Source organism: Micrococcus sp. KRD070, assembly GCF_017168435.1.
GTDB classification, from domain to species: domain Bacteria; phylum Actinomycetota; class Actinomycetes; order Actinomycetales; family Micrococcaceae; genus Micrococcus; species Micrococcus luteus.
Genome location: NZ_JABFNH010000021.1, coordinates 74,053 through 100,181, shown reverse-complemented (window position 1 = coordinate 100,181; position 26,129 = coordinate 74,053). Strand labels below are relative to the sequence as shown.

Genomic DNA, 26,129 nt, shown 5'->3' with positions numbered 1-26,129 from the left:
TCTCCACCCCCGCGCCACCCCCGCGCCGTGAGCCAGACGTTTCGGTCGTGATCAGCCCCTGATTGCAGCCGAAACGTCTGGCTCGCGGCACAGCCCCCGGGCCGCCGCGCCCCCCACGACACGAGCAGGGGTGACGTGGATCACGTTCGAGGCTAGGGTGTGGGGACCGACGATCGCCCATCCCCAGGAGGTCGCGATGACCGTGCCGTCCTCGTCGGCGGAGCATGCGCTCGACGCTCGCCCCGAGCTGCCGGGCGAAACCGTGTCCCGCGTCGCCATGACGCCCGCGGCGCTCGAGCTGATCCGCCGACTCCTCCCGATCCACGGCCCGCTCATGTTCCACCAGTCCGGCGGCTGCTGCGACGGCTCCGCGCCCATGTGCTATCCCGCCGGCGACTTCACGACCGGCGCCGCCGACGTCCTGCTGGGCACCTTCGCGCTGCCGGCCGAGGGGGACCAGGCCGCCGTGGAGATCCCGTTCTGGATGTCCGCCGCCCAGTTCGAATACTGGAAGCACACCCACCTCACCCTGGACGTGGTGGACGGGTGCGGCTCCGGCTTCTCCGTCGAGGCCCCCGAGGGCAAGCGGTTCCTGATCCGCTCGCGGTTGATGGCAGGCTCGGGATGAGCTCGACCCTCGCCACCGGCGCCTACCGACGCGCCGTGGACCGGGCCCACGAGTCCCTCGCCGCGGTCCGCCTGTCGCTCGCGCCGTCGTCGCCCACCGCTCCGGCCGGCGCAGACCAGGGCCTGCGCGCCGCCCTGCAGGGGCTGCGGCGAGAGGTCCGTGAGTCCTGGCTGCGCTCCCTCGGCGCCCTCACCCCCGCGGTACCCGGCCAGACCGACCCGGCCACCCTCTCCGACGACGACCTCGCCGCCGCCCGCCGAGACCAGCGCCTCGCCGTGGCCCTGCCGGTGGTCCGCCGCATGCTCATCCACCCCGCGGCCGAGGCCGGGATGCTCGCCGCGATCGGCAACGCGCGCGGCCACCTGCTGTGGGTCGAGGGCGACCGGACCGCGGTGCGCCACGCCGAGACCATGGGCTTCGTGGCGGGCGCCGACTGGTCCGAGGCGTCCATGGGCACCTCCGCCCCCGGCATCGTCCTCGCGACCGGCGCCCCCACGCAGGTCAGCCGCGGCGAGCACCTGAGCCCGCGCGTGCACCCGTGGAGCTGTTCGGCCGTCCCGCTCACGGACCCGGCCACCGGGCGGCTCGTCGGGGTCCTGGACCTCACGGGCGGGGAGGACGCCGTCAGCCACCTCGCCCTGCCGCTGCTCCAGGCCACCGTGGACGCCGTGCACGCCGCCTGGCGGGACCTGCCCGCCCCGTCCCGGGGCCGTCCCCGCGGCACCGCCCCGACGCCGGGCCCCTCGGCTCCGCCGTCCGCCTCGCCGGGGCCGAGCCCCGCCGCCGCGCCGCACCGCCACGACGCCGCCGCGGGCCTGTTGCGCGTCACCGGCCACCTGCCGCCCACGCTGGACGGGGTCGAGCTCACCGGCCGGCACGCCGAGATCCTCACCCTCCTCGCGTGGCACGGCCCGGGCCTGACCGGCGCCGAGCTCGAGGTCGCGCTGTATCCGGAGGAGACCGCCGGGCCCCGGCCCGCGCCGGGCGATTCCCCCGCCCGCGCCATCTCGCTGCGCGCCGAGGTGCATCGACTCCGCCGGGCGCTGCGGGACGTGGGGGCGCCGGTGGCACTGCTGTCCCGGCCGTACCGGCTCGTGGGGGAGGTGCACGCGGACCTGCTGTGCGCGCGGGAGGCGCTGCGCGCCGGGGATCTGGACCGTGCGCTGCACGCGGCGGCCGGGCCGGTGCTGCCGCGGTCGGCGTCCCCCGGTGTCGCCTCGATCCGCGCGGAGCTGGGGGAGGCGCTGCGCGAGGCCGTCGCCCAGGACGCGGATGTCGAACAGCTCTGGGCCTACCTGGGCCGCCCCGAGGCCCGCGACGACGTCGAGCTCTGGGGCGCCGCCCTGCGTCTGCTGCCGGCGGACTCGCCGCGGCGGGCGCTCGCCGTGGCCACGCTCGAGCGGATCGAGCGGGACCTGGCCTGACCCGGCCCGCCCCTCACCCGCGCCCGGCTGCAACCTCCGTGCAACCTCCTTGTGACTAGGGTCACAGCCACGGCAGGGCGCCACCGGCGCCGAGGCAACCGCAGGCAAAGGAGCCAGCACCATGACCGTCTACGCATTCCCCGGCACCGAGGGCGCCAAGGTCGAGTTCAAGTCCCGCTACGAGCACTTCATCGGAGGAGAGTGGACACCCCCGGTCAAGGGCCAGTACTTCGAGAACGTCACGCCCGTGACGGGCAAGGTGTTCTGCGAGGTCGCCCGCGGCACGGCCGAGGACATCGACGTCGCCCTCGACGCCGCCTGGAAGGCCGCCCCGGCCTGGGGCGCCACCTCGGCGGCCGAGCGTGCGCTCGTGCTGCACCGCATCGCGGACCGCATGGAGGAGAACCTCGAGATGCTGGCGGTCGCGGAGACCTGGGACAACGGCAAGGCCGTCCGGGAGACCCTCAACGCGGACCTGCCGCTGGCCATCGACCACTTCCGGTACTTCGCCGGCGCGATCCGCGCGCAGGAGGGCGGCCTGTCCCAGGTGGACGAGGACACCGTCGCCTACCACTTCCACGAGCCGCTCGGCGTGGTCGGCCAGATCATCCCGTGGAACTTCCCGCTGCTGATGGGGGTGTGGAAGCTGGCGCCCGCGCTGGCCGCGGGCAACGCCGTCGTGATCAAGCCCGCCGAGCAGACGCCGGCCTCGGTCATGGTGTTCATCGAGCTGATCGCGGACCTGCTGCCGGCCGGCGTCGTCAACGTGGTCAACGGCTTCGGCCTCGAGGCCGGCAAGCCGCTCGCGCAGTCGCCGCGCATCCGCAAGATCGCGTTCACGGGTGAGACGACGACGGGCCGGCTGATCATGCAGTACGCCTCGGAGAACATCATCCCGGTGACCCTGGAGCTGGGCGGCAAGTCGCCCAACGTCTTCTTCGAGGACGTCATGGCGGCCGACGACGCCTACTGGGACAAGGCGCAGGAGGGCTTCACCCTGTTCGCGCTGAACCAGGGCGAGGTCTGCACGTGCCCGTCGCGGGCGCTCGTGCAGGAGTCGATCGCGGAGAAGTTCCTCGACGCCGTCGTGGAGCGGACCTCGCGCATCGTGACCGGCAACCCCCTCGACACGGACGTGATGATGGGCGCCCAGGCCTCCAACGACCAGCTCGAGAAGATCACGTCCTACCTGGACATCGGCCGTCAGGAGGGCGCCGAGGTGCTGATCGGTGGCGCCCGCGCCGAGATGGAGGGCGAACTGGCCGGCGGCTACTACGTGCAGCCCACGATCTTCCGCGGGGACAACTCGATGCGCATCTTCCAGGAGGAGATCTTCGGGCCGGTGGTCTCGACGACCACGTTCACCGACTTCGACGACGCCATGCGGATCGCCAACGACACGCTCTACGGGCTCGGCGCCGGCGTGTGGTCCCGGAACGGCAACACCGCCTACCGCGCGGGCCGGGCGATCCAGGCCGGCCGCGTGTGGGTGAACAACTACCACGCCTACCCGGCCCACGCCGCGTTCGGCGGGTACAAGTCCTCCGGCATCGGCCGCGAGAACCACCTGATGATGCTCGACCACTACCAGCAGACCAAGAACCTGCTCGTCTCCTACTCCGAGGACAAGCTCGGGTTCTTCTGAGCCGACGCCGGCACCGCACGACCCCCCCTCCCCACTCCACGAAAGGTGATCCCCATGACCACGATGAAGGCAGCCGTCGTCACCCAGTTCGGCACAGAGGCCGACGTCACGGAGGTCGAGCGCCCGACGCCCGGCCAGCACCATGCGCTCGTGAAGCTCATCTCCTCGGGCGTCTGCCACACGGACCTGCACGCGATGGAGGGCGACTGGCCGGTGAAGCCGACCCCGCCGTTCATCCCGGGCCACGAGGGCGTGGGCATCGTCGAGGAGGTCGGACCCGACGTCGAGAACCTCAAGGTCGGGGACATGGTCGGCAACGCGTGGCTGTGGCGAGCGTGCGGCCACTGCCAGTACTGCCGCACCGGGTGGGAGACGCTGTGCGAGGAGCAGGTCAACGGCGGCTACTCCGTGGACGGCTCGTTCGGTGAGTACATGCTCGTGGACGCCCGCTACGCGCCCGTGATCCCCGAGGGCGCGGACCCGATGGAGGTCGGCCCGATCCTGTGCGCCGGCGTCACGGTGTACAAGGGGCTGAAGCAGACCGAGGTGCGGCCCGGGCAGTGGGTCGTGATCTCCGGCATCGGCGGCCTGGGGCACATCGCGGTGCAGTACGCCGTGGCGATGGGCATGCGCGTGGTGGCCGTGGACGTCGCGGACGACAAGCTGGCGCTCGCCTCCCGGCACGGCGCGGAGCTGACCGTGAACGCGAACGTCGCGGACCCCTCCGTGGAGATCCAGGAGAAGATCGGCGGCGCCCACGGCGTGCTCGTCACGGCCGTGCACCCGCAGGCGTTCGGCCAGGCCATCGCGATGACCCGCCGCGGCGGCACCATCGTGTTCAACGGCCTGCCCCCGGGCGACTTCCCCGCGCCGATCTTCGACATCGTCCTCAAGGGCCTGACCATCCGCGGCTCGATCGTGGGCACCCGGCAGGACATGGTCGAGGCGCTCGAGTTCTACGCGGCCGGGAAGATCCACCCGACGTTCCACACCCGCCCGCTCACCGAGATCAACGACGTGTTCGAGGAGATGCGCCACGGCAAGATCGAGGGCCGCGTCGTCATCGACTACGCGATGCAGGACTGACGTGCCGCCTGGGCATCCGCTGGGCGCGGGGTAGTATCGACACATCACACGCACCAGTGCGACGGCGGTCGTCCCGCCCGGAGATCCGGGCCGGGGCGGCCGCCGTCGTCGTCGCGGGGACGGGACGGGCCGCAGCGATTCCGGTGCGCGAGCCTCAGCGGGCCGCGGCCGGGGCGACGCCGTCGCGCAGCCACTCCAGCGTGGCCGGCCAGAAGGCCGGCGCGAACCGAGCGTGGAACAGTCCGAAGTGCCCGATCTCCGCCACACCGAGCTCCTCCGGCCGCACCCGCCAGCGCACCGTCCGTCGGCCCGGCGAGTAGGCGTCCGCGCGGTCGAGGGCGGCGCCGGTGCCGAAGTCATCGTCGACAGGCGCCACGATCAGCGCGTCCGCCGTGAACGCGGCCAGACGACGGCGCAGCTCGTCCCGGTCGGCGGCGGTGCGGGCGCTCGCGGTGAAGTCGCGGCGGCTGCGCGCCCAGTCCAGGGCGACCCCGCGCGGCAGGTCCTCGAGCCAGCCGAGCCGCCGCCCCGGGAAGTGCCCGCGGGCCAGCGTGATCACCGGCATCGCCACGTGCCAGCGCGCCCACATCCGCGCCCTCCCCGGCCGCGCCCGGTAGTCCCGCCAGTGGGCGTGCTGCCCGCCGACGGCCACGTGCCGGGCCACGTGACGCGCCTCGTCCGCGAGCCCGATGCCGAACCCGCCGTAGCTGTGGCCCACCGTCAGGAGGGGGCCGGGCAGGTGCGTCCGGGCCCAGGCGAGCACGGCGTCCGCGTCGAGGGCGCCCCAGTCCGCCCAGCGCGCCCGCCGGGCCGCGGCGAACGGCTCACGGGACTCCCCGACGCCCCGGTAGTCGAACGTGACCGCGTGGAACCCGTGGCCGGCGAGGAACTCCGCGTAGCGCCGGTAGTACGTGGCCTTCACCCCGGTCGCCGAGGCGATCACCACCGCGCCGGCGGGCCGGGCCGGGGGCGTCGTCGTCGTGGGGGCGAAGTGGCGGGCCGCGAGCACGAAGCCGTCGCGGGCGCGGAGGCGCACGGGGGTGGAGGTGGTCTGCGTCACGCCGCCACCCTAGGCGCGGGGCGGCGCGACCTGCGACACAGACCTGCGACACAATGGGCCCATGACTGAGACCCCCCAGAGCTCGTCCGGCCAGAGCCGGGACGAGATCCTCGCCCGCCTCGAGGAGATCTACGCGAACGACCCCGCGGTGCGGGAGCACGGCGTCACCCTCGGCGAGGTGGCCGAGGGGCGCGTGGTGCTGCACCGCGACGTCACCGCGGACATGGTGAACTCCCACGAGATCTGCCACGGCGGCTTCCTGTTCCACCTCGCGGACTCGGCGCTGGCGTACTGCGTGGCGACCTTCGGCGCCGCCCCCGTCACCCGGCGCGCCGAGATCACCTACGTGGCGCCCGCCAGGCTCGGCGCGCACCTCGTGGCGACCGCCCGCCAGTCGGTGGAGTTCGGCCGCGACCGCATGATCGAGGTCGGCATCGAGGCGGACGGCCAGCTCGTCGCCTGGTTCACCGGCCACTCCACGAGCCCGCGGGCGCGCGCGTGAGCGCCGGGCAGGACGCGACGACGGCCGGGCCGGTCGTCGAGTCGGTGGAGCTGCACGTGGCCGCGGGGGCGGAGGCGGCGTTCGAGGCGGCCGTCGCCGAGGCCGAGCCGCTGTTCCGGGACGGGGGCGCGACGTCCTTCGCACTGTCCCGGCAGGTGGAGGACCCGGCGCACTACCGGCTGCTGATCGGCTGGCGCACGCTCGAGGACCACACCGTGGCCTTCCGCGAGTCCGACGCGTTCCTCGCGTGGCGTGCGCTCGTCACCCCGCACCTGGCGCAGCCGCCGGCCGCGACCCACTGGTCCGCCGTCTGACCCCCGCACCCCCCGCTTTCGTTCGGGAAACGGCGGTCGTCAGCGCGTTTTCGTTCGAGAAACGGCGCGAGGGCCGACCGTTTCCCGAACGAAAGTGCCCGACACGCCGCCGTTTCCCGAACGAAAGTGCGGACGGAGACGGGGTCGGTTCAGAGGTGACGGCCGGCCAACCGCGTGAGGCTCGACTGGATGCCCCTCCCGTTGTCCGCCGGCACCCGCAGCAGCTCGTACGCACGGCGCACGGCCGGCCGGGCCCACGAGTAGTCGAAGGTCTCGGTGACCTCGGTGGTGCCGTCCCCGTTGTCCTGGAACGCCCAGCGCCACCGGTGTCCGCCCGGGTGGGCCCACTCCACGAGCTCGTCCTCGTCCACGGCGGTGGCGGTCAGCGTCATCGTGTACGGCACCCCGTACTTCCGCATGGCCACGCGGAACCGGTCGCCCACGGCCAGCCGGTGCGGCCCGCTCACCTTCGGCCGCACGGTCCCGGACCCGTCCGCCTCGTGATGGCGGTGCGGGTCCGCGAGCATCGCCCACAGCTCGTGCGCCGGCGCGGCCACGGTGGCCCGGTAGGACACCTGGTGCTCGCCGGTCTCCACGCGCTCGGGCCACGCCGCCTGCGGGGCGGCCTGCGGCAGCCCGGACGACGACGGCGCGGCGGACTCGGTCTCGGGGGTGGCGGACGAGGGGGTCGGCTCGGTGCTCATGTCGCCCATTCTAGGAACTGCCGCGGACACCGGAAGCGGAGGCGACGGCACCCCTCGGCGGGACACCACAGCACTCTTGCCGGGGCCCACCCCGGGCCTAGGGTCAGGTCATGGGCGCATGGGGCAGAAACGTCTTCCAGAACGACACGGCGCTGGACATCGTGGACGAGGTCCTCGACGGTACCTTCGACCTCGACGAGTTCCGCAGGAACTTCCGTCGCGACGAGGACGAGGGCTACCTGACCGCGAGCCAGGGCGCCGCACTCCTCACCCTCGGGGCGCTCGTGCGGATCGCTCGGAACGAGGACCACGCGGACCTCGAGGCCCTGCTCGAGCACGCGGAGGCGGACGAGGTGGACCTCACCGCCTTCATCGGCCAGTTCTCGGACGAGGACATCGAGACCCTGCGCGAGCTGATCGGCGTGGTCATCCGCGAGCCCTCCTGCTCCGAGCTCTACCAGCTCTGGGAGGAGTCCGGGGAGCTCGAGCAGTGGCTCGAGTACTCCCGCGAATGCCTGCCCTGACCGGCCGGCCGGCCGGGGTGGACCCGGCTCGGCCGGCCCCGCCCCGGCTCACCGCGCGTAGCGGGTGAGCCGCAGCGAGTTCAGCACCACGAGCACGCTCGAGGCCGCCATCGCGCCGCCGGCGATCATCGGGTTGAGCAGGCCCAGGGCCGCGACCGGGATGCCGAGCACGTTGTAGGCGAACGCCCAGAACAGGTTCATCCGGATGATCCCCAGCGTGCGGCGGCTCAGGTCGAGCGCCTGGACCACCTGGTGCAGGTCGTCGCCCATCACGGTGATCTGCGCGGCCTCGCGGGCCACGTCCGTGCCGGAGCCCATCGCGATGCCCATGTCCGCGGCAGCCAGGGCCGGGGCGTCGTTGACGCCGTCGCCGACCATGGCCACCACGTGACCCTCGGACTGGAGCCGGCGGACCACGTCCACCTTGTCCTCGGGGCGCACGCCGGCCACCACGTCCTCGGCCGGGATCCCGACGGCGGCCGCCACCTGGGTGGCGACGGCGGCGTTGTCCCCGGTCACCAGCAGCGGGCGCAGGCCGAGCTCCTTGAGCCGGGCGATGGCGTCCGCCGAGGTCTCCTTCACGGTGTCCCGCACGGACAGGACGCCCGCCACGCGGCCGCCGACCGCGACCCACACGGCCGTGGCGCCGGCCTGCTCCGCCGCCTCGAACGCGGCACGGTGCTCGGCGGGGATGCCGCCGTCGAGGGCGGTCTCGAGGACGGAGCCGCGGCCGACGGCCACGCGGACCGGATCCGGGCCGGCGGCGCCGTGCGCGCCGGAGCCGAGGGCGCCGTCGTCGTGGGGGAGGGCGACCAGCCCGGACACGCCGCCGCCGGCCGTGGAGGCGAAGTCCGCCACGCCGGGCACGGTCAGGCCACGCTCCTCGGCGCCGGCCACGATCGCGCGGGCGATCGGGTGCTCGGACCCGCGCTCGACGGCGGCCGCCAGGGTCAGCAGGACGTCGGCGGCCTGGTCCGGCGCCGTTTCGTCAACGAAAGCGCTCCGGGAGGCGCCCGTTTCGGCCACGAAAGCGGGGTCGAGGACGAGCACGTCCGCCAGCGCCATGCGGCCCTCGGTCACGGTGCCGGTCTTGTCCAGCACGATCGTGTCCACGGTGCGCGAGTCCTCGAGCACCTCGGGGCCGCGGATGAGGATGCCCAGCTGCGCGGCGCGGCCGGTGCCGGCCAGCAGGCCGACCGGGGTCGCCAGGCCGAGGGCGCACGGGCACGCGATCACGAGCACGGCCACGCCGGCGCGCAGCGCGGACGGCAGGTCGCCGGTCACGATCATCCACACCGCGAAGGTCAGCACGGCGATCCCGAGCACGATCGGCACGAACACGGCGGAGATGCGGTCGGCCAACCGGGCCACGCGCGCCTTGCCGGTCTGCGCCTCGGAGACGAGCCGCCCCATCTGGGCGAGCGTCGTGTCCGAGCCGACCCGCGTCGCGCGGGCCACGAGCCGGCCCGAGGTGTTCAGGGTGGCGCCGGTGAGGGCGTCCCCGGGGCCGACCTCCACGGGCACGGACTCGCCGGTGAGCAGGGAAGCGTCCACGGCCGAGGTGCCCTCGAGCACCTCGGCGTCCGTGGGCACCTTCTCGCCGGGGCGGATCAGCACGACGTCGCCCGGCGCGAGGGACTCGGCGGGCACCGTGCGCTCGTCGTGGGTCTCGGGGTCGTAGAGGGTGGCCTGGGCCGCGCCCAGGTCCAGGAGGGCCCGCAGCGCGGCGCCGGCCTCCCGCTTGGCGCGGGCCTCGAGCCAGCGGCCCAGCAGCAGGAACGTGGTGATGACCGCGGCCGTCTCGAAGTACAGGCTGTGGTGGGCCATCTCCGCCATGGTCCCGCCCACGTGGGCGGTCATGTCCGGCGCCAGGATCAGCTCCACGGCCGAGAAGGAGAAGGAGACGAGCACGCCCAGGGACACGAGGGTGTCCATCGTGGACGAGCCGTGCCGGGCCGCGCGGAACGCCGCCGAGTGGAACGGCCACGCCGCCCACAGCGCCACGGGCGCCGCCAGGGCGAACGCGACCCAGCCCCAGTGCGGGAACTGCAGCGCCGGGACCATGGAGATCAGCACGAGCGGCACCGTCAGCACCGCCGCGCCGATCAGGCGCGGTGTGAGCACGTCCTCACTCGGACCGTGGGCCATGTGGTCGTGGTGGTCCACGCCGTCATGGTCCGCGGCATGCTCCTCGCCGTGCTCGGAGGTGTGCGCGTGCCCGGCGTGTCCGGCGTGTCCGGCCGGCGGGGCGGGACGGCGCACGGTGGCGCCGTACCCGGCCTTCTCGACGGCGGCCACGAGCTCCTCGTCCGAGACGCCGGCGGGCGCGGTGACGGTCGCCTGTTCGAGCGGCAGGTTCACGGACGCCGTGACGCCCTCGAGCTTGCCCAGCTTGCGCTCGACGCGGCCCACGCACGAGGCGCAGGTCATGCCGGTGACGTCCAGGTCGACGCGGCGGGTGGTCTCGGACTGCGGGCCGGCCGGGGTGGAGGAGGCGGGGTGGGTCATGGGGTCAGGCCTCCACCAGCGTGTAGCCGGCCTCCTCGACGGCGGCGCGCGCGGCGGCGGGGTCGAGGGGGCCCTCGGAGGTGACGGTGGCGGTGGACACGCCCCCGGCGTTCAGGTCCACGTCCACGGCGGAGACGCCGCCGATCTCGCCGAGCTCCTCCCGGACGGAGGCGGCGCAGTGGCCGCAGGTCATGCCGGTGATCTTCAGGTCGGTGGTGGTCATCTCGTGCTCCTCGTGCGGTGGTGGGTGGGCGACGGCGCCGGTCAGCGCAGCAGGCGGCCGAGGGCGGCCGTCGCCTCGGCGACCTTCTCGTCGATGAGCTCGGTGCGGCCTTCCGCCTCGGCCTGCACCGCGGCCTCCGCCACGCAGTGACGCAGGTGCTCCGAGGTGAGATTCAGGCTGAGGGACTGCAGCGCCTTCGTGACGGCGGCGACCTGCGTGAGGACGTCGATGCAGTACACGTCCTCGTCCACCATGCGGTGGAGGCCGCGCACCTGCCCCTCGATGCGGCGCAGTCGCGCCAGGTGCTTCGCCTTGTCCCGGTGGACCTCGTGCGGGGGCCGGTGGCCGTCGCAGGCATCCGCCGCGGCGGACGGAAGGGGCGAGGCGGCGGCGGGCGCCGTCGTCGTGCTGTCCGTGCTCATACCCCCGTTCTATACCCCAGGGGGGTATAGGTCAAGGGGTCAGCCGGTGCGGGTGTCCGCGTCCGGCAGCGGGGCGGCGGGGGCTTCCCCCAGATCGGCGATCAGGCCGCGGACCTCCAGGTCCAGGGCGTCGCGCACGCCGCGCACCTGCTCGAGGCTCATGCCGCGGATCGACGGCACGGACCACTTCTGCACCTGCGCGCCCTCGGGGATCTCGAACGGATCCGCGCCGTCGAAGAGCACCACGATCTCGGCGGCCCGGAGCACGTCCGGGTCCAGGCCCTTGGTGTACGTGTGGTGCAGCGGGATGCCGATCTCGTTCATCGCCTCGAACGCGGTGGAGATGACCTCGCCGGCGGGCTCCGTGCCGGCCGAGCGGGCCCTGACCTCGCCGTGGGTGCGGTTCTCGAGCAGGGCCGCGGCCATCTGCGAGCGGCCGGCGTTGCCGTGGCAGACGAACAGCACACGCGGGTGGCGGGACTCGATGCTGCCCTGGTTGATCGCCCTGGCGCGCAGGCGCGAGGCGGCATGCTGCACCGAGATGGTCGGCAGCATCTCCGGGTGGCGGCTCGTCTCGGCGAGCTCGGCGTAGGAGTCGAACAGGAGCTGACGCACCGTCGCCTCGTCGGCCACGCCGGGGAAGCGCGCCATCAGCGGCCCGACCTCCCGCTCCAGCACGTGCGCGGCCATCCCGTGCGGCACGGGGTCCACCGCGGCGAGGGTGTCCGGCGCGGCCGTCGTGTCCAGCGGCATGTCGTCCACCGCCGGTGCGTGATCGGCGTGCGGGTCCGGGGGGATGGGGGCCATGGTGCGAGTCCTCCGGGGAAGGCGGTCGGTTGAACGCGAGGTGAACGGGTGCCCCCACCCTGCGACGTCGGGTGTGCCGGCGCAAGCCTTGACGGGATCCCACCGCGCCCGACGACGCCGCTCGCCGCCGTCGTCGGGGCGGCGGCCGAGGCCCGGGCCCGGAGCGGGGGTCCGCCGAGGTGGGAGAGAATGGGGGCCATGTCTGTCCGCTCCCTGCTCCCGGACCTCGGCGCCCCCGCGACCGGGGCCCCCGAGGCCGCCGTCCCCCCGTTCGCCCGGGCGGTGCTGTGGGCGCACGGGGACGACGCGTGGCGGGGCGAGGGCGGCTGGACCGTGCTCCTGGACGGCACCGACCGGCTCCGCCGGCTCTCCGTGCTGTGGCAGGCCGCCGTCGCCGGGCGACCGGACGCGACGGCCCCGCTGCGGGGCTGGATCTCCTCGACCTTCGCCGACGACTCGCCCGAGCCCGCGGTCCTGCGCATCCCCGCGGATCTGCGCCGCGCCACGCCGTCCGGCGTGCGGGACGTGGCCCAGCACGTGGACGCGGACGCGCTCGCAGCCGCCGTCGCCGCGGACCGCGGAGCCCGGCTGCTGGCCGACGGTGCGGTGCCCCTGCCCGCCGGCGTCGCCGACCGTGCCTGGGACGACGCCGGCTACGCGGCCGGGGTGCGCGAGCTGCTGACGCGGATGGCCGACTCGGGCGGGGAGCTGGCGAAGGTCGTGATCAGCCGCACGATGACCGTCCCCGCGGACGACGCCGACCTGTGGCGGGCGATCGGGGAGCTGCGCCGCGAGTACCCGCAGACCTGGGTGTTCGCCGTCGGCGGGCTGCTGGGCGCCACGCCCGAGGTCCTTGCCACGCGGCACGCGGGGCTCGTGGGCTCGCGGGTGCTGGCGGGGTCCATGCCGCGCGGCGTGGACGCGGAGGAGGACGCCGCGCTGCGGGAGCGTCTGGCCTCTGATCCGCGGCTGGCGGAGGAGCATCGCTGGGCCGCGCGGTCGGTGCTGGACGCGCTGGCGCCCGTCGTCGACCTCGCCGACGACGACCCCGCGCCCACCGTCCTGACCCTGCCGAACGTGCACCACCTGGCCACGTCCGTGCGCGGCCGGCTGCGGGATGGGCGGGGGACCGTGCTGGACGTGGTGGCCGCGCTGCATCCGACGGCGGCCGTCGGCGGGACCCCCACGCCGGACGCGGTGCGGGTGATCGCGGAGGTCGAGCCCGTGGACCGCGGCCGCTACGCCGGGCCGGTCGGGTGGCTGGATCAGGACGGCGACGGCGAGATCGCCCTGGCACTGCGCTGCGGCCAGCAGGTGCCCGGCGGGGTGCGGCTGCAGGCCGGGGGCGGGATGGTCCCGGGAGCGGTGCCCGAGGAGGAGGTCACGGAGATCCGGGCCAAGTTCCTGCCGATGCGCCGAGCGCTGGGCGTCGCCGCGGACTGAGGCCTCCCGTGCCGTGCCCCCCCCCGTTCGCGTCACCCACGCTTTCGTGTAGGAAACGGCGGCGTGTCGCGGTGCTTTCGTGTGAGAAACGGCGCCGCACCTCGGAGTCGCGTGGGCGGCGGGGGAACGGCGCCCCGGAGCGTTCACACCGTTTCTCGAACGAAAGCGTCCTGGGGCCCGCCGTTTCCCGAACGAAAGCGTCCGGGGAGGCGAGAAGACCCGCCGGCCACGGCCCCTCGCGGGGCGGGCCGACGGGTCGTCGCGTCGGTATGGGGGATCAGGCGGCGACGGCCATGGCCTCGTGGGCCGGCGTCGCGGCCTGGAGGCGGCGGGTGGCCTCGCGCTCGGCGAGGGCCGGCAGGAAGGTGGTGATGCGGGCGCCGCGCTTGAGGTCGGCGACGACCTCGCGGACGACCGAGCGGACGGTCTCGGCGGTGACGGTGCCCTCGAAGCGGCGGAGGAGGGTCTCCTCGACGCGCTGGAGCACGTGGCGTTGCATGAGGGGGCTCGGGGCGGTGGGCAGGTGGTGGCTGGTCGTGTTGATGCTCACGGTGAGCACCTCCTTTGGTTGCCGGACCACGAGTCCGGCGGATCGTCGCGGCGGGGCCGCGGGTGATGAGTTCGGTGGAGTCCCGACCTCGCGTTCCGTAAACGCTAGGTGAACTGCTTGTGAACAAGTTTACAGATTTCCTCCCGGAGTGCAACTCCGTGTTCACCAACGTGACCTGTGACACCCTGTCGCGCATGCCTGCATGGCGCGAAATCAGCGCAATCATGCGGTTCTCGGATCGAGGTGCCACGAGCGGCAGGCGAACAGCAAGATGAACAGAAGGTGAACGGCACCGTTCATCTCGGCCCCCTGCCCCTCCGCCCGGCCCGGTGCGAGGCTGGGACCATGCGCCCCGACTGCCACTCCGCCCCGACCTCCGCGGCCGCCCTCGCCCGCGAGGCCGTGATCCTCGCCGGTGCCGGTGCGGCGATCCTGCTCCAGGTGGCGCACCGGCCGGTGGGGGCCGGCGTCGCCGTCCACTCCCGGTTCACCGAGGACCCGATGCGCCGGCTCCGCCACACGCTCGCCTACATCTACGCGGTCACCCTCCCCGAGGCCGCGCCGTTGCGCGACGCGGTCGTCGACCGGGTGCGGGCGGCGCACCGCCCGGTCCGCGGGCTCGACGCCGGAGGCCACCCCTACGACGCCGCCGACCCGGACGCCCAGCTCTGGGTGGCCGCCACCCTCTATGCGATGGGGGAGCAGGTGCGCCGCCGGATGTGGGGCGCCCTCGACGCCGAGGACGCCGACCGCCTCTACCGCGGGTACGCCCCGCTCGCCACGAGCCTCGAGGTCCCCGCCTCCGCCTGGCCGGTCGACCGCGCGGCGTTTGCGGACTACTGGGACGACCGGGTGGCCCGGCTCGAGGTCACGGACGACGCGCGGCGGGTCGCCGCCGACCTGTTCTCCGGCCAGGGCGTCCCCGCGCCGCTGCGGGCGGCTATGCCCCTGGCCCGGTTCGTCACCGCCGGTCTCCTCCCAGGCCGCGTGCGCGCCGGCCTCGGCTGGTCCTGGACTGGGCGGGACTCCGTCCGGGAGGCACGCCTCTGGGGGCTGGCGCGCACCCTGTACCGGCCGCTGCCGGCGACGGTGCGCGGCGTCGTCGTCCGCTGGGTCCTGCGGGGGCTGCCCCGGACGCGAAAGCCGCGCGGCGCCGTCGACGTGGAGGCGACCCGCCGCGAAGTCCGCCCCGTCTGGGAGAATGGTGCCGATGTCTGACTACCAGCCCCGCCGCCCCGGATCGAAGCCCACCCCGAACCGCCAGAGGGACCGCGCCGGCAAGCCGGCCCTCGGCCGCCCCGAGCGCGGCCTGATCGACGAGTCCGAGGCGCGCCAGCTCGCCGAGGACCGAGAGCGCATGCGCCGCGCCGGCGTCGGCCACCAGCTCTCCGCGCCCAAGCGCCGCGAGGCCGCCACCGCCGAGCGCCCCCAGGTGATGCCGAAGACCGAGGGCTGGACCCAGCCGATGGGCCCGGACGGCCGACCGCAGCTGCAGTTCAAGCAGCCGCGCGTCTCCCAGCCGCCCACCCACCTGGCCGACCTCACGCTGAAGGAACGGCAGGAGAAGGCCAAGGAGATCGGGCTGCCGGCGTTCCGCGCCAAGCAGCTCTCGGTGCACTACTTCGAGCACTACACCACCGATCCGGAGCAGATGACGGACCTGCCCAAGGACAAGCGGGAGGCGATCGCGGAGGCGTTCTTCCCGCCGCTGCTCACCGAGGTCCGGCGCATGGAGACCGACCGCGGGGACACCGTCAAGTTCCTGTGGCGGCTGTTCGACGGCGCTCTCGTGGAGTCCGTGCTGATGCGGTATCCCGGCCGCGTGACGCTGTGCGTGTCCAGCCAGGCCGGCTGCGGGATGAACTGCCCGTTCTGCGCCACGGGCCAGGCCGGGCTGACCCGCAACATGTCCACGGCGGAGATCGTGGAGCAGATCGTGCTGGCCAACCAGGTGATCGCCCAGGGCGGACTGGGCGGCAAGCGCAAGGATGGCGGGCACGACGCCGACCGCGTCACCAACGTCGTGTTCATGGGCATGGGTGAGCCCCTGGCCAACTACAAGCGCGTGATGGCCGCCGTGCACCGCATGGTGGACCCCTCGCCTGAGGGCCTGGGCATGTCCGCGCGGAACATCACGCTGTCCACCGTCGGCCTGGTGCCGGCCATCCGGAAGCTGGCCGAGGAGGGCGTGCCGCTGACGTTCGCGCTGTCCCTGCACGCGCCGGACGACGAGCTGCGCGACGAGCTGATCCCCGTGAACTCACGCTGGAAGGCGGACGAGGCGATCGACGCCGCGTACGACTACTTCGTGGCCACCGGGCGCAGGGTGTCCATCGAGTACGCGCTCATCAAGGACATGAATGACCACGCGTGGCGCGCCGACCTGCTGGCCAAGAAGCTCAACGCCCGGGGCAAGGGCTGGGTGCACGTGAACCCGATCCCGCTGAACCCGACGCCGGGCTCCATCTGGACCGCCTCGGAGAAGGACGTGACGCGCGAGTTCGTGGACCGGCTCAACGCCGCCGGCATCCCCACCACCCTGCGCGACACCCGCGGCAAGGAGATCGACGGCGCGTGCGGCCAGCTGGCGGCCGAGGACGTCGACTGACCTGCCGAGGCCCCGCGCGCGGCGCCCACCGGCCCGTCCTCGGGCAAGCCGCGGGGCCGGCGTCGGGGAGCGCCGTCAGAAGCGGACGGTCTCGCTGTCGCCCGGCTCGGCGGTCCCGCCGGTGACCTTGGCCTTGACCAGCTCGACGGCGGTGGCCACCGCGCCCGGGGACTCCCAGAACTGGGCGGTCTGCACGTCCACGCGCACGAGCACGATCTGCGGATCCTCGGGGCTCGAGCCCTCACCGAAGAAGGCCTCGGTGGCCGGGTTCCAGAACTCCTTCTTGCGCGCGTCGTCGCGGACGAGCTGACCGTGGCCCGCGAGGGAGGCCCAGAAGTCCTTGTCCTGCACGGCGACGTTGACCGGGCGCTGCGGAGCGTCCGCGGCGACGTCGGAGGTGGCGCGCGTGAGGAACCAGAGCGTGCCGCCGTCCTCGGCCTGTTGCAGGCCCATCGGGCGGGTGACGAGCGTGCCGTCCCGCTCAGCGGTGGTCAGCATGCAGACGTTCACCTTCGCGAGCTTCTCGAGCAGACGGGCGCGGGGATCCTGGGTGCCCATGGCGTGACTCCTTCGTCGTCGGGTGCCGGCGCCCTGATGTGGCCACCGGCTCGTACCACCGACCCTAGGCACGGCCAGGCGGGTCCTGACCAGCGCTCAGCGGCGCACAGCCGCGGCGAGCCAGTCGACGGCGAGGGCGTAGCCCTGGACGCCCGCCCCGGCGATCACGACGTCGGCGACGGCGGAGACGTGCGAGTGGTGCCGGAACGCCTCGCGCCGGTGGACGTTGGAGATGTGCACCTCGGCGATCGGCCGGTCGACGGCGGCGAGGGCGTCGCGGATCGCGATGGAGGTGTGCGAGTACGCGGCGGGGTTGATGAGGACGCCAGCGTGGGAGGTGCGGGCCTCCTGGATCCAGTCGATGAGCTCGCCCTCGTGGTTGGACTGTCGGAAGTCCACGGTCAGCCCGTGCTCGGCCGCGCGGGCCTCGGTGAGCGCACGGACGTCGTCGAGGGTGGCCGTGCCGTAGACCTCGGGCTCGCGGGTGCCGAGCAGGTTCAGGTTGGGGCCGTTGAGCACGAGCAGGGGCAGGGCGGTAGTGGCGGTCATGCGGTCAGTCTAGGAAGCGACGACGACGGCTCCCGTCTCGGCCACGACAGTGCGTGGAAGGCGCCCGTTTCCCGAACGAAAGTGCCGGGACACGCCGCCGTTTCCCGAACGAAAGTGGGGTGGGGCGGAATAGGTGCGGCGGGGTGTCCGTTGTGGTCGGCAGGACGATCGCCGGCGTGAACGCGTCGGCCCCGCTGACGAAAGGACCCACCGTGGCCACCAAGGACCTGACCCTCGAGGAGTTCGGCTCCACCGTCGCCGAGAACGACACCGTGCTCGTGGACTTCTGGGCCGGCTGGTGCGGCCCGTGCCGCCAGTTCGCCCCCGTGTTCGAGGCCGCCTCGGAGAAGCACGAGGACGTCGTGTTCGCCAAGGTCGACACGGAGGACCAGCAGCAGCTGGCGGCGATGGCCGGCATCACCTCCATCCCCACGCTCATGGCCTTCCGCGGCGGCGTGCTCGTGTTCTCCCAGGCCGGCGCCCTGCCGGGCACCGCGCTCGAGCAGCTGCTCGACCAGGTCAAGGGCCTCGACGTCGCGGAGGTCCGCCGCATGGCCGAGGAGCAGCAGGGCCAGCAGGGCGACGCCGAGCCGGCGCAGGACGAGGCCGTGCAGTCCACCGCCGCCCACCTCGACGACGTCAACGGCCGCTGACGGCCCGCGCGGCGTCGCCGCGCCGGCCGCTCACCGCGGGTCGAACGCCCCCTGCTGCCACTGCTCCACGAGCCACGGGCTGAACGCCCGGGGGACGGCGGCCAGGGCGGCGGCCAGATCGGCCGGCTCCACCCAGCACCACTCCGCGACCTCGTCCCGCTCCGGGGCGGGGTCGCCGTGCATCCGGGCCCGGAACACGGGGCAGATCTCGTGCTCCTCCATGCCGGAGGCGTCTGCGGCCCGGTAGCGGAAGTCGGGGAGCACCTCGACGACGTCGGACACCTCCACGCCCAGCTCCTGCGGGGCGCGGCGCAGCACGGCCTCCGCGGGGGACTCGCCGGGGCCGGGGTGCCCGCAGAACCCGTTGGTCCACACCCCGGGGAACGCCGCCTTGCCCAGCGCCCGGCGGGTGAGCAGGAACCGGCCGGCCTCGTCGTACACGTGACAGGAGAAGGCCAGGTGCAGGGGCGTGCCGCCGTCCTCGGTGCGGCGGTGGACCGCGGCCTTGGGCTCCGTGCCCACGGCCTCGCCCGCCGGGGACAGCAGGACCACGCGCTCAACGTCGTCGGGGCCGGCGACCGGGACGTCCGAGGCCGCCATCCACGGTCTGTCTCTTATACCCATCTCCGAGCCCACGAGACGCGTAGTAATCAACAAATGCTTGTACTTCTTCATTCTTAGTAGGAGTAATATAAAGGTATTCAGTACCAGCTTTTTTAGTATAAGTGTATCGTTTTTTTTCAAGCAGAAGACGGCATACGAGTTTACTACGCGGCTCGTGGGCTCGGAGATTTGTATAAGAGACAGGGCCGGGGCCGTCGCGTCCTCGTCACCGGTGCCACCGGGTACGTGGGCGGGCGCCTCATCCCCGAGCTGCTCGCCGCCGGCTTCGACGTCCGGGCCGGCGCCCGGAACCCCTCCGACCTCGCGGACCGACCGTGGTCGGACAGCATCGAGGCGGTGGAGCTCGACCTCACCGAGGTGGACCTCGTGGAAGCCGCCATGCAGGACGTGCACACCGTGCTCTACCTCGTGCACTCCATGGGCGGGGGCGGCGACTTCGTGGCCCAGGAGCAGCGGATCGCGGACATCGTGGGCACCGCCGCGGACACGGCCGGCGTGGCCCAGCTCGTCTATCTCTCCGGCCTGCACCCGGACACGGTCCCCGTCGCGGAGCTGTCCGACCACATGCGCTCCCGCGCCCTCGTGGCCGAGCGTCTCGAGCGGGCGGCGACCCCGGCACTGACGTTCGAGGCCGGGGTGATCATCGGCTCGGGCTCCACCTCGTTCGAGATGATCCGCCACCTCGCCGAGCGGCTGCCCGTGATGCCCGGCCCGTCCTGGCTGAGGAACCGGGTGGAGCCGCTGGCCATCCGCGACGTCCTGTACTACCTCCTGCAGGCCTGCGCCCTCCCGGAGCCCGTGCAGCTGCGGGCCCAGATCGGCAACGGGCACCCCCAGCCGTTCGCGAGCGTGCTGGTGGACTACGCCAAGGCCGCCGGCCTGTCCCGGCGCATCGTGATCCCCACCCCGTTGCCCTTGAAGACCCTGGCGGGCTTCTGGATCGGCATGGTGACACCCATCCCGGTCGCGGTGGCCCTGCCCCTGGCCGCATCCCTCGCCGAGGAGGCGGTCGTGGAGGACCGCTCGGTCCGCGACCTCATCCCGGACCCGCCGGGCGGGCTGACCTCCTACATGGACGCCGTGCGGCTGGCGCTGAAGCGGGAGAAGGAGGGCCCCCTGGACGTCACCTTCGACGCGGACCTCCAGAGCTCCGCGGACCCGGCCGCCCCCCTGCCCTCGGATCCCGAGTGGGCCGGCACCACGGTCTACACGGACGAGCGCGAGCGCGAGTCCGACCTGCCCGCGCAGGAGGTGTGGCCGGTGATCGAGTCGGTGGGCGGCGCCAACGGTTGGTATTCGACCCCGCTGCTGTGGAAGATCCGCGGGCTGATGGACAAGTTGGCCGGCGGGCCCGGCCTGACCCGCGGCCGGCGGGACCCGAACCACCTGCGACGCGGCGACGCCGTGGACTGGTGGCGGGTGGAGGACGTGGAGCCGGGGCGGCGGCTGACCCTGCGGGCGGAGATGAAGGCCGGCGGGCGGGCCTGGCTGCAGCTGAGCACCGAGCCGCGGGAGGGCGGAGGCTCCGTCTACCGCCAGCGGGCGGTCTTCATGCCGGACGGCCTGCTCGGACGCGCCTACTGGACCGCCATCCTGCCCTTCCACGCCGTGGTGTTCCCGGAGATGGCCGCGAACATCCTGGCCGAGGCCAGGCGCCGGCACGACGGCGGCGAGCGTCCCCGCACCCGCGGCCTGCTGCGGCCGCTGGTGGACCGGCTGCCCCTGCGTCGCAACCCGTTGGACAGGCGAGCCCGCGGCGCCGGCGGGGCTCAGTCGCGGGACTGACCGTCGGGGCCACGCCCCCAGTGGGGCCGGGGGCGTGACCGGGCCGCCCGGCGCAGCCACCGCCGCCCGGGGGACAGCCGGGCCCAGTTGACCTGCAGGGTGGTGACCGCCATCCGGCCCTGCCGCACCCGCTGGCGCAGGGAGTGGAAGATGCGCCCGGCGACCTCCACCCGCAGGTCCGGATCGAACCGGATCCGGCGGCCGGCCAAGGCCAGCTGGAAGGACAGGTCCAGGTCATCGTGCACGTCCCCGCGCTCGCGGTGGACGCGGGTCCGCACAGCCTGCCACGCCTCGGCGCGCAGGGCGCAGTTGGAGCCCCAGACGGGGGTGGCCGCCACCGCGGCGCCCGCCCCCCAGCGGTACGCGCCGGTGTAGAGCGCCGCCCGCACCTGTCCCCGGAGGCCGGGCTGGTCGTGGAAGGTCCCCGGCCCGGTGAGGGCGTCGAGCCCGGGGTCGGCGTCGAACCGGGCCACGATCCGTTCGAGCCAGTCCGCGGGCATCCGCGTGTCGGCGTCGCAGCGCACCAGCAGCTCCCCGACCGCGGCGTCCAGGCCGGCGGCCGCCGCGGCCGGGACCCCGCGGCGCGGCTCGTGCACCACCCGCGCGCCGGCGGCGCGGGCGAGCACCGCCGAGTCGTCCACGCAGCCGTTGTCCACCACCACCACCTCCAGCGCCGGCCGGCTCTGGGCGGCCAGCAGGGCGAGGCACACGCGCAGGTGCTCGGCGTCGTCGAGCACCGGGACGACCACGGAGACCGTGGGGCGGGCCGGGGTCACCGGGTGCGCTCCCGGCGCACGGCGAGGGCGGCGCCGATCCCGGCGCCGACGAGATCGGCGGCGAGGTCGCCGATGGTGTCCGTGTAGCCCACACCGATCTCGGGGGTCACCGCCGTGTGCCCCCACCATTCGGCCAGCTCCCACACCACGCCCAGGGCCACGGCGGCGGCCGCGATCCCCAGCCCGGCCAGGCCCGGGCCGAGCAGCGCCACGGTCTGCCCGGCCTCGGTCCCCCGACGCCGGAGCCATGCCCCCACCACCAGTGCCGTCAGGCAGGCGACCACGGCGGAGGCGGCGGCGTGCACGAGCAGGTCCAGCCACGGCACCCGTGGGTAGAGGCCGATGACGCTCAGCCACCCGGCCAGCAGCAGGACCGCCTGCGCGGCCCAGTCCAGGGCACCGCCCGGGGCGAGCCAGCGGGTGAGCCACTGGGAGCCGAACACGAGCAGCATCGCCGCCGCGGACGGCCATCCGGCGTGCACCGCCGCGACCGGGACGAGGATCAGGCCGAGCGCGCGCAGCAGGTCTGCGGGGATCAGCGGCAGCATGTCAGCGATCGTCCGGGTGGGGGCGGCGTCCCGGCCGAGGGCCGCGCCGACCGGCACGACCACGGCTCGTCAGCAGCAGCCAGAGCGCCGGCAGCAGCAGGGCGGAGCCGAGCGGGTAGGCGAAGTCCTCCACGGGCGCCTGGCCCACGTAGGCACCCACCAGCAGCTCACGGCCGTAGTCGAAGAGCCCCGCGGCGATCATCACGTTGTCGAAGACCGCCGTGAGGGCCCACAGGGCCACCAGGGTGGCCGCCACGGCCCGCAGGTGCTCGCCCCGCACGCGGCCGACGAGGGCGGCGCCCACGAGCACGGCCAGGGCGAAGCCCACGAAGACGAGGACGAGGTCGAGGAAGGTCACCGGCTGCCCCCGTCGGTCGGATCGGCCGGCGTCGCGGCACGGGCGTCACCTCGCCGGCCGCGCAGCAGGCGCAGCGCCCCGGTGAACAGCACCATCGTGATCTGGCTGAGGAAGAGCAGGAAGAACCCCTCCTCCAGGGGCAGCTGGGGGGCGAGCATCACCCCGGTCATGTAGGGCGACTGCCGGTGCAGGAACACGCCTTCGGCGATCCCCCACAGGTCCCAGGCGAAGAAGTAGGCCACCCCGGCGGCCAGCACCAGCAGCGCCGGGAGCGGGCGATGCCACAGGAACAGCTCGAAGCGCCGGTCCACCAGCAGCATGCAGCCGATGACACCCAGCAGGGCCAGCAGGTAGATCATGCCGCCGCCCCCCGGGTCAGCGCCCACCCGATCAGCAGCAGGGTCACGAGGAAGCCGGTCACGTAGTTCAGGGGGAGGAACAGCTGCCAGCCGCGGTGGGCCGCGCCCGAGGTGGCGTCCGTGACGCGGCGGAAGCGCAGGGTGTTCACCACGTAGGGCACGGCCAGCAGCGCCGCGAGCGGGCCCGGCGGGTCGGTGGCCAGCAGCAGCAGGCCCGCCGCCGCGTACAGGCCGGCGGCGAGCAGGACGGTGCGCCGAGCGCCCAGCACGGTGGCCACCGAGGCCAGGCCCCCCTCCCGGTCCGGCACCACGTCCTGCACCGCCCCGAACATCTGCGAGGCCATGCCCCACAGGAAGAACGCCCCCAGCAGCGCCGCCAGGGCGGGCGTGGGGGTCGCCCCGGCGAGCACGAGGCCGTAGACCGCGGGGGAGACGAAGTGGGTGGCGGAGGTCGCGGCGTCCAGGAAGGGCCGCTCCTTGAACCGCAGCCCCGCCCAGGAGTACGCCACCACCGCGAACAGGCTCACCGCCAGCACCAGCACGGCGGCCCACTCGCCCCGCACGGCGGACCAGCCCGCGAGCACGGCCACGAACGGCACGGGCAGCAGCACCGACCACGCCAGCACCCGGCGGCGCACCGCGGGGTCGCCCAGCACGGAGCCCTCCACGCCCCCCTTGCGGGGGTTGCGCAGGTCCGAGGCGAAATCGAACACGTCATTGATGCCGTACATGGCCAGGTTGTAGGGCACGAGGAAGAACACGACGCCCAGGACCACCAGCCACGCGGGCAGCCCCCCGGTCAGGATCGCGGCGGCGGCGAACGGGTAGGCCGTGTTCACCCAGCTGACCGGCCGGGACGCCCAGAAGAGGGTGCGGATCATGCGCCGCTCCCCCCGGGGCCCGCGGGCCGGGCCCTGCGCGCGTCGTGGCGCAGTTCGTCCCGGACCACTTCGGCGGAGATCAGGCACATGGGCACCCCGATGCCCGGGCGCACCGAGGAGCCCGCGTACATCAGGCCGGCCACGTCCGCGTCCCGCACCGAGGGACGGAACATGGCCGACTGCGCCAGCGTGTGCCCGGGGCCCAGCAGCGAACCCCGCCAGGCGTGCACGTCCGCGGCGAAGTCACCGGGCCCGTAGGTGCGCCGCACCACGATGCGCTCGGCCAGGTCCGGGATCCCGGCCCATCGGGCCAGCTGGTCGAGGGCCCGGTCCGCCACGGCCTCCACCTGGGCGTCCCCGGCGCGGTCCACCCGCCAGCCCTGGCCGTCACGGACCCGGATGCCGCCGCGCCCCCACCCCGGTTCGGCGGGGGCCGGGACGAGGATGAAGAGGTTCTCGTCGCCCTCCGGGGCCACGCCCGGGTCCGTGGCGGAGGTGCGCGAGACGTAGATCGACGTGTCCGCGGCGAGGTCCTCTCCCCGTTCGATGCGCCCGAAGTTGTCCTCCCAGTCCGCCGTGAACAGCAGGGTGTGGTGGGCCAGCTGGGGCAGGGATCCGCGCACGCCCACGCACACGAGCACGCCGGAGGGGCCGGGGTCGCGCCGGTCCCACGTGGACTCCGCGACGCGCCGGCCGGGAGGCAGCAGACGGGTCTGCACGTGGTGCAGGTCCGCGGCGGCCACCACCACATCGGCGTCGAGGCGTCCCGCGGCGCCGTCGTCGGACCGCCAGGCGACGCCGGTCGCCTGGCCCGGGCGGCGACGTCGGCCCTCGTCCCCGCGGGCTGCTCCCGGCCTGGGCAGGCGGGCGGCCAGGCGTCCGAGGCGGCCGGCGGGGGCGGGACGGTCCGCGACCTCCACGGCGGTCGCCTCGACCCCGGTGCGGATCTCCACGCCGGCCTCGCGCACGACCTCCGCCATGGCGTCCACGAGGGCCGCGAACCCGCCGAGGGGGTACTGCATGCCGTCGGCGAGGTCCAGATGGGACATCAGGTGGTACATGGCGGGGGCACGATCGGGGGACGTGCCGAGGAAGACCGCCGGGTAGCCCAGGATCTGGCGCAGCCGGGGGTCCTGGAAGCGGGCCGCCACGTGGGAGCGCAGGCCCCCCAGCAGCTGGGGCCCGAGGGCCGGCAGGGCGCGCAGGACGTCCGGGTGGGCCAGGGCGGCCGGCCGGCGGAAGTCCGTGTAGAGGAAGTGGTCCTTGGCGAGCCCGTAGATCCGGGACGCGGAGTCGAGGTAGGCCCGCAGCCGGCGCCCGGCGCCGGGCTCGAGGGACTCGAACAGCGTCTCCGCGTGGCCGGTGCGCACGTCCACGGGAGGCTCCTGGAGGTGCCCCTCGAAGTACACCCGGTAGCCGGGGTCCAGGCGGCGCAGGTCCAGCCGTTCGGCGGCGGAGGTCCCCATGAGGCGGAACCAGCGGTCGATCACCTCGGGCATCAGGTACCAGGAGGGCCCGGTGTCGAAGGTGAACCCCGCCTCGGACCAGCGTCCGGCACGGCCGCCCAGGACGGCGCCGCGCTCCAGCAGCGTCACCCGGTGCCCGTCGCGGGCCAGCAGGCCCGCCGTGGCCAGTCCGGCGAACCCGCCGCCCACCACCACGGTGCGCGGGCCGAGAGCGGTGTCCCGGGCGCTCATCGGCGGCCTCCCCGGCGGCCCCGTGCCAGGACGCGGGCGGCGATCCGGGCCTTCTGGCGGTCCGGCACCCGGACACGGCGGTGGGCCAGCTCGGCCGCCGGGGTCGCCTCGATCCGGTCCGCCAGGGCCGCGAACAGTCCGTGCGCCAGGGCCACGGCGCGCCCGGCCCCGGGGTCCAGGGCACGGATGCCGGGAAGGGCGGCGTCGAGGTCGGCGCGGACCTCGGCCACGAGCTCGGCCTTGCGGGCCTCGGTGAGCACGCCCGGTGCGGCACCGGGCAGGTAGGTGCGGCCCAGCTCGTGGTGGTCCGCGGCCAGGTCCCTGAGGAAGTTGACCTTCTGGAACGCCGCCCCCAGCCGGGAGGCCTGCGCGCGCAGCTCCTGCCGCTGGCCCGGGGTCCGGGCCCGCGTGCCGGGGAGGGAGAGGAAGACCTGCAGGCACATCAGTCCCACCACCTCGGCCGAGCCGTGGATGTAGGCGTCCAGGGATTCGGCGCCGTGCTCGCGGATCCCCAGGTCCGCGCGCATGGAGGCGAAGAAGGGACGGGTCAGCTCCGGGGTGATGCCGTGGCGACGGGCCACGTCGGCGAAGGCGTGCAGGACCGGGTCGGTGGCGAAGCCCGACGCCATCGCGGCCTCACATGCCCGCTCGTAGTCGTCCAGGGCGGCGCGGACCCCGGCCTCGTCGAGCCCGGCGGCCACCGCGACGCCGTCGACCACCTCGTCGGCGACGCGGACCATGGCGTAGATCGTCGCCACGTCCTGGCGTGCCTGCCGGGGCAGGGTGCGGCAGGCCCAGGAGAAGGACGTGGAGTAACGGCGGATCACCTGGGCCGCTGCGGCGTGGGCCGTCCGCGTGTACAGCGCGGCAGGGATCGGGGCGGGCGCGGCCAT

29 protein-coding genes are annotated in these 26,129 nt (G+C 74.1%); 12 read left to right on the top strand and 17 right to left on the bottom strand.

The features are described 5' to 3' along the window. Positions 1-196 precede the first annotated feature (196 nt). The 4 genes from J1M38_RS07545 to adhP all read left to right on the top strand — a co-directional run bounded on the left by J1M38_RS07545 (position 197) and on the right by adhP (position 4,783). Positions 197-628, top strand: a complete 432-nt coding sequence (locus J1M38_RS07545) for a DUF779 domain-containing protein (protein WP_145015940.1) — start codon at positions 197-199, stop codon at positions 626-628. Then, on the top strand, positions 625-2,052 hold the full coding sequence (locus tag J1M38_RS07540; RefSeq protein ID WP_036316757.1) for a helix-turn-helix domain-containing protein: 1,428 nt from the start codon (positions 625-627) through the stop codon (positions 2,050-2,052). The genes J1M38_RS07545 and J1M38_RS07540 overlap by 4 nt, the downstream gene beginning before the upstream one ends. A gap of 121 nt (positions 2,053-2,173) precedes the next feature. Beyond that, positions 2,174-3,697, top strand: coding sequence for an aldehyde dehydrogenase family protein (locus tag J1M38_RS07535; protein WP_036316755.1), 1,524 nt, complete (start codon positions 2,174-2,176; stop codon positions 3,695-3,697). 54 nt (positions 3,698-3,751) lie between these two features. Then, positions 3,752-4,783 carry an alcohol dehydrogenase AdhP gene (adhP, locus tag J1M38_RS07530; protein ID WP_206481690.1) on the top strand — a complete coding sequence of 344 codons (1,032 nt, stop codon included), beginning with the start codon at positions 3,752-3,754 and terminating at the stop codon, positions 4,781-4,783. A gap of 154 nt (positions 4,784-4,937) precedes the next feature. Here adhP and J1M38_RS07525 read toward each other — a convergent pair whose 3' ends face one another. Next, on the bottom strand, positions 4,938-5,843 hold the full coding sequence (locus J1M38_RS07525; protein WP_206481692.1) for an alpha/beta fold hydrolase: 906 nt from the start codon (positions 5,841-5,843) through the stop codon (positions 4,938-4,940). Between the two features lie 61 nt (positions 5,844-5,904). On the opposite strand from J1M38_RS07525, the gene J1M38_RS07520 reads away from it, so the two are divergent. Beyond that, positions 5,905-6,345, top strand: a complete 441-nt coding sequence (locus tag J1M38_RS07520) for a hotdog fold thioesterase (protein WP_098094116.1) — start codon at positions 5,905-5,907, stop codon at positions 6,343-6,345. Then, positions 6,342-6,659: a putative quinol monooxygenase gene (locus J1M38_RS07515; RefSeq protein ID WP_061866781.1), complete on the top strand. Its 318-nt coding sequence runs from the start codon at positions 6,342-6,344 to the stop codon at positions 6,657-6,659. The genes J1M38_RS07520 and J1M38_RS07515 overlap by 4 nt, the downstream gene beginning before the upstream one ends. A gap of 149 nt (positions 6,660-6,808) precedes the next feature. On the opposite strand, the gene J1M38_RS07510 is transcribed toward J1M38_RS07515, so the two are convergent. Then, complete coding sequence (locus tag J1M38_RS07510; protein ID WP_036339559.1) at positions 6,809-7,363, bottom strand: SRPBCC family protein; 555 nt, start codon at positions 7,361-7,363, stop codon at positions 6,809-6,811. A 110-nt stretch (positions 7,364-7,473) separates the two neighbouring features. Between J1M38_RS07510 and J1M38_RS07505 the strand changes: the two genes are divergently transcribed. After that, positions 7,474-7,887, top strand: coding sequence for a DUF4259 domain-containing protein (locus J1M38_RS07505; RefSeq protein WP_036339561.1), 414 nt, complete (start codon positions 7,474-7,476; stop codon positions 7,885-7,887). Positions 7,888-7,935: 48 nt separating this feature from the next. Here J1M38_RS07505 and J1M38_RS07500 read toward each other — a convergent pair whose 3' ends face one another. Genes J1M38_RS07500 through J1M38_RS07485 form a run of 4 tightly spaced genes read right to left on the bottom strand, consistent with a single transcriptional unit; the run spans position 7,936 to position 11,847 of the window. After that, positions 7,936-10,395 carry a cation-translocating P-type ATPase gene (locus J1M38_RS07500; RefSeq protein WP_206501213.1) on the bottom strand — a complete coding sequence of 820 codons (2,460 nt, stop codon included), beginning with the start codon at positions 10,393-10,395 and terminating at the stop codon, positions 7,936-7,938. A gap of 4 nt (positions 10,396-10,399) precedes the next feature. Further along, positions 10,400-10,618, bottom strand: a complete 219-nt coding sequence (locus J1M38_RS07495; protein ID WP_206481413.1) for a heavy-metal-associated domain-containing protein — start codon at positions 10,616-10,618, stop codon at positions 10,400-10,402. A 41-nt stretch (positions 10,619-10,659) separates the two neighbouring features. Beyond that, a complete protein-coding gene (locus tag J1M38_RS07490) occupies positions 10,660-11,040 on the bottom strand; it encodes a metal-sensitive transcriptional regulator (RefSeq protein ID WP_002856860.1) in 381 nt (126 codons plus the stop codon). A 39-nt stretch (positions 11,041-11,079) separates the two neighbouring features. Then, positions 11,080-11,847, bottom strand: a complete 768-nt coding sequence (locus J1M38_RS07485) for a low molecular weight phosphatase family protein (RefSeq protein WP_206481414.1) — start codon at positions 11,845-11,847, stop codon at positions 11,080-11,082. 198 nt (positions 11,848-12,045) lie between these two features. Between J1M38_RS07485 and J1M38_RS07480 the strand changes: the two genes are divergently transcribed. Continuing rightward, the gene (locus J1M38_RS07480) at positions 12,046-13,290 is read left to right on the top strand and encodes an isochorismate synthase MenF (RefSeq protein WP_206481415.1); all 1,245 of its coding nucleotides are present in this window, start codon (positions 12,046-12,048) and stop codon (positions 13,288-13,290) included. A 277-nt stretch (positions 13,291-13,567) separates the two neighbouring features. Here the strand turns inward: J1M38_RS07480 and J1M38_RS07475 are convergent, their stop codons facing one another. Further along, positions 13,568-13,840 (bottom strand): three-helix bundle dimerization domain-containing protein, encoded by a 273-nt coding sequence (locus J1M38_RS07475; protein ID WP_227448856.1) that lies wholly within the window; start codon positions 13,838-13,840, stop codon positions 13,568-13,570. 345 nt (positions 13,841-14,185) lie between these two features. Here J1M38_RS07475 and J1M38_RS07470 point away from each other — a divergent pair, with 345 nt between their 5' ends. Both J1M38_RS07470 and rlmN read left to right on the top strand, forming a co-directional pair. Then, positions 14,186-15,058, top strand: a complete 873-nt coding sequence (locus tag J1M38_RS07470; RefSeq protein WP_044659291.1) for an oxygenase MpaB family protein — start codon at positions 14,186-14,188, stop codon at positions 15,056-15,058. Further along, positions 15,051-16,448 (top strand): 23S rRNA (adenine(2503)-C(2))-methyltransferase RlmN, encoded by a 1,398-nt coding sequence (gene rlmN / locus J1M38_RS07465; protein ID WP_036384305.1) that lies wholly within the window; start codon positions 15,051-15,053, stop codon positions 16,446-16,448. The genes J1M38_RS07470 and rlmN overlap by 8 nt, the downstream gene beginning before the upstream one ends. A 75-nt stretch (positions 16,449-16,523) precedes the next feature. Here the strand turns inward: rlmN and J1M38_RS07460 are convergent, their stop codons facing one another. Then, positions 16,524-17,006: a pyridoxamine 5'-phosphate oxidase family protein gene (locus J1M38_RS07460; RefSeq protein ID WP_044659290.1), complete on the bottom strand. Its 483-nt coding sequence runs from the start codon at positions 17,004-17,006 to the stop codon at positions 16,524-16,526. A gap of 96 nt (positions 17,007-17,102) precedes the next feature. Beyond that, a complete protein-coding gene (gene aroQ, locus J1M38_RS07455) occupies positions 17,103-17,555 on the bottom strand; it encodes a type II 3-dehydroquinate dehydratase (protein ID WP_044659289.1) in 453 nt (150 codons plus the stop codon). 212 nt (positions 17,556-17,767) lie between these two features. Here aroQ and trxA point away from each other — a divergent pair, with 212 nt between their 5' ends. After that, positions 17,768-18,208, top strand: a complete 441-nt coding sequence (gene trxA / locus J1M38_RS07450) for a thioredoxin (RefSeq protein WP_049145764.1) — start codon at positions 17,768-17,770, stop codon at positions 18,206-18,208. Between the two features lie 30 nt (positions 18,209-18,238). Here the strand turns inward: trxA and idi are convergent, their stop codons facing one another. Next, positions 18,239-18,808 carry an isopentenyl-diphosphate Delta-isomerase gene (gene idi / locus J1M38_RS07445; RefSeq protein WP_206481416.1) on the bottom strand — a complete coding sequence of 190 codons (570 nt, stop codon included), beginning with the start codon at positions 18,806-18,808 and terminating at the stop codon, positions 18,239-18,241. Positions 18,809-19,000: 192 nt separating this feature from the next. Between idi and J1M38_RS07440 the strand changes: the two genes are divergently transcribed. Beyond that, positions 19,001-20,617, top strand: a complete 1,617-nt coding sequence (locus tag J1M38_RS07440; protein WP_241246551.1) for an SDR family oxidoreductase — start codon at positions 19,001-19,003, stop codon at positions 20,615-20,617. Here the strand turns inward: J1M38_RS07440 and crtX are convergent. The 7 genes from crtX to J1M38_RS07405 are packed head-to-tail and all read right to left on the bottom strand — an operon-like array spanning position 20,602 to position 26,129. Then, positions 20,602-21,393, bottom strand: coding sequence for a C50 carotenoid glucosyltransferase CrtX (gene crtX, locus J1M38_RS07435; protein WP_036384352.1), 792 nt, complete (start codon positions 21,391-21,393; stop codon positions 20,602-20,604). The two genes, J1M38_RS07440 and crtX, sit on opposite strands and share 16 nt — an antisense overlap. Then, positions 21,390-21,941 carry a hypothetical protein gene (locus J1M38_RS07430; protein WP_180949560.1) on the bottom strand — a complete coding sequence of 184 codons (552 nt, stop codon included), beginning with the start codon at positions 21,939-21,941 and terminating at the stop codon, positions 21,390-21,392. The genes crtX and J1M38_RS07430 overlap by 4 nt, the downstream gene beginning before the upstream one ends. 1 nt (position 21,942) lies before the next feature. After that, complete coding sequence (gene crtYh / locus J1M38_RS07425; RefSeq protein WP_036384348.1) at positions 21,943-22,299, bottom strand: C50 carotenoid gamma-cyclase subunit beta CrtYh; 357 nt, start codon at positions 22,297-22,299, stop codon at positions 21,943-21,945. Next, the gene (crtYg, locus tag J1M38_RS07420) at positions 22,296-22,685 is read right to left on the bottom strand and encodes a C50 carotenoid gamma-cyclase subunit alpha CrtYg (protein ID WP_036314902.1); all 390 of its coding nucleotides are present in this window, start codon (positions 22,683-22,685) and stop codon (positions 22,296-22,298) included. The genes crtYh and crtYg overlap by 4 nt, the downstream gene beginning before the upstream one ends. Beyond that, a complete protein-coding gene (locus tag J1M38_RS07415; RefSeq protein ID WP_036384345.1) occupies positions 22,655-23,539 on the bottom strand; it encodes a prenyltransferase in 885 nt (294 codons plus the stop codon). The genes crtYg and J1M38_RS07415 overlap by 31 nt, the downstream gene beginning before the upstream one ends. Further along, entirely contained in the window at positions 23,536-25,236 is a 1,701-nt protein-coding gene (gene crtI / locus J1M38_RS07410; RefSeq protein ID WP_206481651.1) for a phytoene desaturase family protein, read from the bottom strand. The genes J1M38_RS07415 and crtI overlap by 4 nt, the downstream gene beginning before the upstream one ends. Beyond that, on the bottom strand, positions 25,233-26,129 hold the full coding sequence (locus J1M38_RS07405) for a squalene/phytoene synthase family protein (protein ID WP_113914447.1): 897 nt from the start codon (positions 26,127-26,129) through the stop codon (positions 25,233-25,235). Before J1M38_RS07405 ends, crtI begins: the two co-directional genes overlap by 4 nt.

What these genes read in the sequence shown, in the direction of transcription:
- J1M38_RS07540 (WP_036316757.1), top strand. Translation starts at nt 625, where the DNA reads ATGAGCTCGACCCTCGCCACCGGCGCCTACCGACGCGCCGTGGACCGG.
- J1M38_RS07490 (WP_002856860.1), bottom strand. Translation starts at nt 11,040, where the DNA reads ATGAGCACGGACAGCACGACGACGGCGCCCGCCGCCGCCTCGCCCCTT.
- J1M38_RS07505 (WP_036339561.1), top strand. Translation starts at nt 7,474, where the DNA reads ATGGGCGCATGGGGCAGAAACGTCTTCCAGAACGACACGGCGCTGGAC.
- J1M38_RS07415 (WP_036384345.1), bottom strand. Translation starts at nt 23,539, where the DNA reads ATGATCCGCACCCTCTTCTGGGCGTCCCGGCCGGTCAGCTGGGTGAAC.
- J1M38_RS07495 (WP_206481413.1), bottom strand. Translation starts at nt 10,618, where the DNA reads ATGACCACCACCGACCTGAAGATCACCGGCATGACCTGCGGCCACTGC.
- idi (WP_206481416.1), bottom strand. Translation starts at nt 18,808, where the DNA reads ATGGCGGCCTCGGACGTCCCGGTCGCCGGCCCCGACGACGTTGAGCGC.
- J1M38_RS07535 (WP_036316755.1), top strand. Translation starts at nt 2,174, where the DNA reads ATGACCGTCTACGCATTCCCCGGCACCGAGGGCGCCAAGGTCGAGTTC.
- J1M38_RS07510 (WP_036339559.1), bottom strand. Translation starts at nt 7,363, where the DNA reads ATGAGCACCGAGCCGACCCCCTCGTCCGCCACCCCCGAGACCGAGTCC.
- J1M38_RS07405 (WP_113914447.1), bottom strand. Translation starts at nt 26,129, where the DNA reads ATGGCCGCGCCCGCCCCGATCCCTGCCGCGCTGTACACGCGGACGGCC.
- J1M38_RS07480 (WP_206481415.1), top strand. Translation starts at nt 12,046, where the DNA reads ATGTCTGTCCGCTCCCTGCTCCCGGACCTCGGCGCCCCCGCGACCGGG.
- J1M38_RS07520 (WP_098094116.1), top strand. Translation starts at nt 5,905, where the DNA reads ATGACTGAGACCCCCCAGAGCTCGTCCGGCCAGAGCCGGGACGAGATC.
- J1M38_RS07485 (WP_206481414.1), bottom strand. Translation starts at nt 11,847, where the DNA reads ATGGCCCCCATCCCCCCGGACCCGCACGCCGATCACGCACCGGCGGTG.
- crtI (WP_206481651.1), bottom strand. Translation starts at nt 25,236, where the DNA reads ATGAGCGCCCGGGACACCGCTCTCGGCCCGCGCACCGTGGTGGTGGGC.
- J1M38_RS07545 (WP_145015940.1), top strand. Translation starts at nt 197, where the DNA reads ATGACCGTGCCGTCCTCGTCGGCGGAGCATGCGCTCGACGCTCGCCCC.
- J1M38_RS07470 (WP_044659291.1), top strand. Translation starts at nt 14,186, where the DNA reads ATGCGCCCCGACTGCCACTCCGCCCCGACCTCCGCGGCCGCCCTCGCC.
- J1M38_RS07430 (WP_180949560.1), bottom strand. Translation starts at nt 21,941, where the DNA reads ATGCTGCCGCTGATCCCCGCAGACCTGCTGCGCGCGCTCGGCCTGATC.
- J1M38_RS07460 (WP_044659290.1), bottom strand. Translation starts at nt 17,006, where the DNA reads ATGGGCACCCAGGATCCCCGCGCCCGTCTGCTCGAGAAGCTCGCGAAG.
- aroQ (WP_044659289.1), bottom strand. Translation starts at nt 17,555, where the DNA reads ATGACCGCCACTACCGCCCTGCCCCTGCTCGTGCTCAACGGCCCCAAC.
- J1M38_RS07500 (WP_206501213.1), bottom strand. Translation starts at nt 10,395, where the DNA reads ATGACCCACCCCGCCTCCTCCACCCCGGCCGGCCCGCAGTCCGAGACC.
- rlmN (WP_036384305.1), top strand. Translation starts at nt 15,051, where the DNA reads ATGTCTGACTACCAGCCCCGCCGCCCCGGATCGAAGCCCACCCCGAAC.
- adhP (WP_206481690.1), top strand. Translation starts at nt 3,752, where the DNA reads ATGACCACGATGAAGGCAGCCGTCGTCACCCAGTTCGGCACAGAGGCC.